Origin of the sequence: Streptomyces sp. NPDC127197, from assembly GCF_042672405.1 — a bacterium.
Taxonomy (GTDB): domain Bacteria; phylum Actinomycetota; class Actinomycetes; order Streptomycetales; family Streptomycetaceae; genus Streptomyces; species Streptomyces flavusporus.
In genome coordinates this window covers 1-4,475 of record NZ_JBHXVG010000104.1, presented here as the reverse complement: position 1 = coordinate 4,475, position 4,475 = coordinate 1, and the positions used below count along the sequence as shown (strand labels likewise).

Annotated in this window: 5 protein-coding genes; 4 read left to right on the top strand and 1 reads right to left on the bottom strand. The window is 69.7% G+C overall.

Annotated elements, in window-relative coordinates:
* The first annotated feature begins 523 nt into the window (after nt 1-523).
* From ACFVJQ_RS45440 to ACFVJQ_RS45425, 4 genes are all read left to right on the top strand, one after another.
* A complete protein-coding gene (locus ACFVJQ_RS45440; protein WP_385791842.1) occupies nt 524-1,210 on the top strand; it encodes a transcriptional regulator in 687 nt (228 codons plus the stop codon).
* A 7-nt stretch (nt 1,211-1,217) separates the two neighbouring features.
* Entirely contained in the window at nt 1,218-2,168 is a 951-nt protein-coding gene (locus tag ACFVJQ_RS45435) for an ornithine cyclodeaminase family protein (protein ID WP_385791840.1), read from the top strand.
* Nucleotides 2,165-3,346 carry a DSD1 family PLP-dependent enzyme gene (locus ACFVJQ_RS45430; RefSeq protein ID WP_385791838.1) on the top strand — a complete coding sequence of 394 codons (1,182 nt, stop codon included), beginning with the start codon at nt 2,165-2,167 and terminating at the stop codon, nt 3,344-3,346. Before ACFVJQ_RS45435 ends, ACFVJQ_RS45430 begins: the two co-directional genes overlap by 4 nt.
* Before the next feature lie 231 nt (nt 3,347-3,577).
* Complete coding sequence (locus ACFVJQ_RS45425) at nt 3,578-4,159, top strand: sigma-70 family RNA polymerase sigma factor (RefSeq protein ID WP_385791836.1); 582 nt, start codon at nt 3,578-3,580, stop codon at nt 4,157-4,159.
* Between the two features lie 121 nt (nt 4,160-4,280).
* On the opposite strand, the gene ACFVJQ_RS45420 is transcribed toward ACFVJQ_RS45425, so the two are convergent.
* Nucleotides 4,281-4,475, bottom strand: a 195-nt coding sequence (locus ACFVJQ_RS45420) for a hypothetical protein (RefSeq protein WP_385791834.1), incomplete at its 5' end; no start/stop codon positions are given.

Sequence of the window (4,475 nt, the reverse complement as noted above, 5' to 3'; positions counted from 1 at the left end):
CAGATGCGGGGGCACCAGGTGCGCGGTGCCGCGCGTTGACATCACCATCACGGCCACTCCTGGCTGCCGGTTCGGTGCTGTCTCGCGTCCATGACTCCGCTGTCACGCGCCTGTGACACAGCTCCGGCGGAACCGGGGGCAAAGCGGGCCCCACGTCCGGCGGGAGGCTGAACCGGTCCGTGGAGACCTCACCTGAAGCCGCAGGTGAAGGCGGCAGCGGACCGAAGAAAAGCGCCCCCGCCCATGACGGGGAGCCCTTGGATGTCCCCCAGGCCTGACCTCCCGCGTGGGACGCGCCACGCGGGAAGCCGTGCACGCCAAGCTCACGCTCCTGGTGAGCCAGGGGCTCCCGCGGCGAGGTGGGTCGGTGCCTCCTGACCGATCTGGTGGGCGGGACCACCGTGCCCGCCCCCTGGCGGTCGCTCGTCGACCGACGGTGCGCTGGACAGGACCTAGAAGACCCACTTAGACTCTCCGTCTAGAAATAGAAACAAAATCAAAATCCAGTGTCGGAAGGTGCGCCATGGACCACCTCGCAGCGAGCGCGAAGGCGGACGAGCTCAAGGGTGTCGTTGCCGCCGCCTCGATCGACGCGGACGAGCACTTCATCCGCGAGGCCGAGAAGATCGCTGTCGCGCTGGGCCGCATGTTCCCGGGCCTGTGCGAAGTGGTCCTGCACGACCTGCGGGATCCGGAGAACGCGATCCGGGCGATCGAGGACAACCTTTCGGGCCGCCAGGTCGGTGACTCCGCCACGGAGCTGGGCCTGGCCCGCATCGCCGACCCGGACTACCCCAGCGTCATCCAGAACTACCCCAACCGGTTTCCCGACGGCCGCCCGGTGAAGAGCACGTCCATCGGCATCAAGAACACCGAGGGCGAGTACATCGCGGCACTCTGCCTGAACCTCGACGTGTCCGTCCTGTCGCCCGTGACGCTCGCGCTGTCGAACCTCGTGGCCACGGACACCGAGCACCGCGAGCAGCCCCTGGAGACCCTGCGGGACCGCAACGCACGCGAGCTGCGCCAAGAGGTGGAGGCACGTGCCGCCGAGCGTGCCGCGACTCCCCGCTCGCTGAGTCGGGAGGACAAGAAGGAACTCGTGCGGCAGCTGCAGCGCGATGGCTACTTCGACTCGCGCGACGCCGCGCAGATCATCGCGGACCTGCTCGGCGTGTCACGGGCGACCGTCTACAACTACGCCAAGTGAGCCGCTCATGACCGCCGCCGGATCGACCACTCTGTTGCACATCACCGAGGAGCAGACCGCCGCGCTCGTGGACGAGGAGCTGGCCCTCGAAGCGGCCCGTGCCGCCTTCGCCGCGACGGTGGACGGCCCGGTCTTCCCCAGTCTGGCCGTGCACGGCTCCGATCCGCGCAACCGGTTCACCCTCAAGCCGTCCGCATCCGCGACGCACGCCGGGGTGAAGATCGGCACCTACTGGCCGGGCAACCCGGAGCACGGGCTGCCGCGCCACCACTCGACCCTGCTGCTGTTCGACCAGACAGTCGGCCGGATCGCGGCCGTCCTGGAGGTCGGCACCGCGAACGCCTACCGGACCGCCGCGGCCGACGCCCTCGCCGTCGATCTGCTGGCCCGCCCCGACGCCGCCACCCTGGCCGTGTTCGGCACCGGTCACCAGGCCGCCTACGAGATACGGGCCGTCAGCCGCGTCCGGCCGATCGGCGAGGTCCTGGTCGTGGGACGAGACCCCGACCGTGCCACGCAGATGGCCCACGAACTGACGGCACAGGGCCACAACGCCCGTCCCGTCGGCGCCGAGGAAGCCTGTGCCCGTGCCGACGTCATCGTCACCGCCACCACCGCCCGCACCGACGACCCGCCCCTGTTCGAGGCCGACTGGGTCCGCCCCGGCACGCATCTGTCCTGCATGGGGGCCGACGCCCCCGGCAAGCGGGAACTGCCGCCCGAACTGTTCAGCCGCGCTCGCGTCTTCTGCGACCTTCCCGAGCAGGCCCGCCGCATGGGCGAAAGCCAGCACGCGCCCGCGGCGACGGTCCTCACCCCCCTCGGTGACGTCCTCACAGGACGCGCCGCAGGGCGCACCGATGACCGCGACATCACGCTCTTCGACAGCTCCGGAATCGGTCTGCAGGACCTGCATCTGGGCCTGGCCCTTCTGAAGAAGATGGACATCTCCCTGTGAACAGCCCCCTGAGCAACACCCCCTCCACCGCCACCCGGACCCTCGCCGACCCGGACACCCCGTTCGCCGTCGTCGACGTCCACAAGACGCGACGCAACATCGCACGCCTCGCAGAGCGGGCCGACCGGCTCGGGGTCACCCTGCGCCCCCACGTGAAGACGGCCAAGAGCCTCGACGTCGCCGCCCTGATGCACGACGGCGCACAGCCCTGTCCGGTCACCGTCTCCACCCTCGCCGAAGCCGAGACGTTCGCCGACGGCGGCTACACCGACATCACGTACGCCGTCGGCATCGACCCGCACAAGCTCCCGCGCGTGATCGCCCTGCTGCGCCGCGCCGTCACCCTGCGCATCCTGCTGGACAGCGTCGAGCAGGCATCATTCGTCGCCGAAGCCTCCCGCGAGGCCGGCATCCCCATCCCCGCCCAGATCGAGATCGACTGCGACGGCCACCGCGGCGGCCTGAAGCCCGACGACCCCGCCCTGACCGAGATCGGCCGCATCCTGCACGACGCGGGCTGTCTGGACGGCGTACTGACCCACGCGGGCGAGTCCTACTTCGCCTACACCGCCGAGGAACAGCGCAAAGCGGCTGACAACGAACGTGACACCGCGATCGCCGCGGCCCAGCGGCTGCGTGCGGCCGGCCTGCCGGTGGACACCGTCAGCGTGGGCTCCACCCCCACCGCCCACGCTGCCGAGGACCTCACCGGGGTCACCGAACTGCGCGCCGGCAACTACGTCTTCTTCGACCTGGTGATGGCCGGCCTCAGCGTCTGCGACATCGACGACCTCGCCCTCTCCGTCGTCGTCACCGTCATCGGCCACCGCCCCGAGTACGGATGGATCCTCACCGACGGCGGCTGGATGGCCATGTCCCGCGACCGCGGCACCGCCGCCCAGCAGACGGACCAGGGCTACGGCCTGGTCACCGACCTGGACGGCAACCCGATCCCCGGCCTGGTCATGACCGCCGCGAGCCAGGAGCACGGCACCCTCACCGCCCGCGACGGTGCCCACCTGCCCGACCTGCCCGTCGGCACCCGCCTGCGCATCCTCCCCAACCACGCCTGTGCCACCGCCGCCCAGCACCACGGCTACCACGTCATCGACAGCACCCGGAGCACAGACGCCGCGCCCGTGATCGAGGCTTTCTGGCAACGCGTCACCGGCTGGTGACCGGCCTCGGCGTGCTCGGGCCGGTGTGGCCTCGACGGCGCCGGTGGCGTACGTCGCCGAACGAAAAACTGTCTGCGGCTCGCGGCACGCCCGTGCGACAGATCGATGGCAAGAAATCGATGGCAAGAAATCGACAAGGTTCGTCCAAGCCTGTCCCACCAGTGTGAAGCCGCCTCGGGGCTACCCAGGGCAGCCACAACAAAACCTGATCTGAACAAGGACGCCAGCACGATGAGGCGGACCACGGACGCCGGGCCTGGCACGGGCGCCGACGGCATGCCGCGCCACTCCGACGAGGCCCTGAGTGACAACTGTGAGGAGTTCATCCGGAGGCTGTATGCCGAGCACGGCACGCCGCTCCTGCGTTTCGCCGCACGCCTCCTCGGTGGCGACTGGCACCGTGCGGAGGACGTCCTCCAGGAGGCCGCGATCCGGGCGTGGAGGCATGCGTCCAGCCTGAGCACGAAGACGGAGGAGGCCCGAGCCTGGCTGTACACCGTCGTGAAGAACCTCGTGATGGATCACCACCGCGCTCGGCAGATCCGCCCGCCGGAGGACATGTCGTGGGAACTGGATGTCGTCTCCGTGACGGACGGCATCGATGGGATGCTCATGTCTCAGGTGGTCAGGGACACCTACGCCGAACTGAACGAACAGCACCGCGAGATCATCAAGCTGATGTACTTCATGGAGTGCAGTGTCGCCGAGGCCGCAGCACACCTCGGCATACCCGCCGGAACAGTCAAGTCCCGTTCCTACTACGCGGTGCGCGCGCTGAGGAAGGCCCTGTCCGACCAGGGAGTCATCCGCTGAACCCGGCAGGAGCGTGCCGGATCCCGGTGCCCGGGGGACAGGCACCGAGAGCCGGCCGGCCGGCGAAAGTGGATCGCACCTCGCCCGGCATCCGGCTCTACGAGCGAAAGTGCCGCGTGGTTCACTCCTGCGTCGAAAAAAGCTGGACCGGACGGAGTGCGGACGACCACCTCAGAGGCGTCACTCTGAGCTCGTCAGATGCGCCCGGTGCGCCGTAGTTCGGCGGCGGCTGTGGTGCCGTGCCCGCGCGCAGTCGCGCGATGGCCCGCTCGGGGTCCGGTGCCGGCACTCCGTCCCACTCGTGCGGAGCCACCGC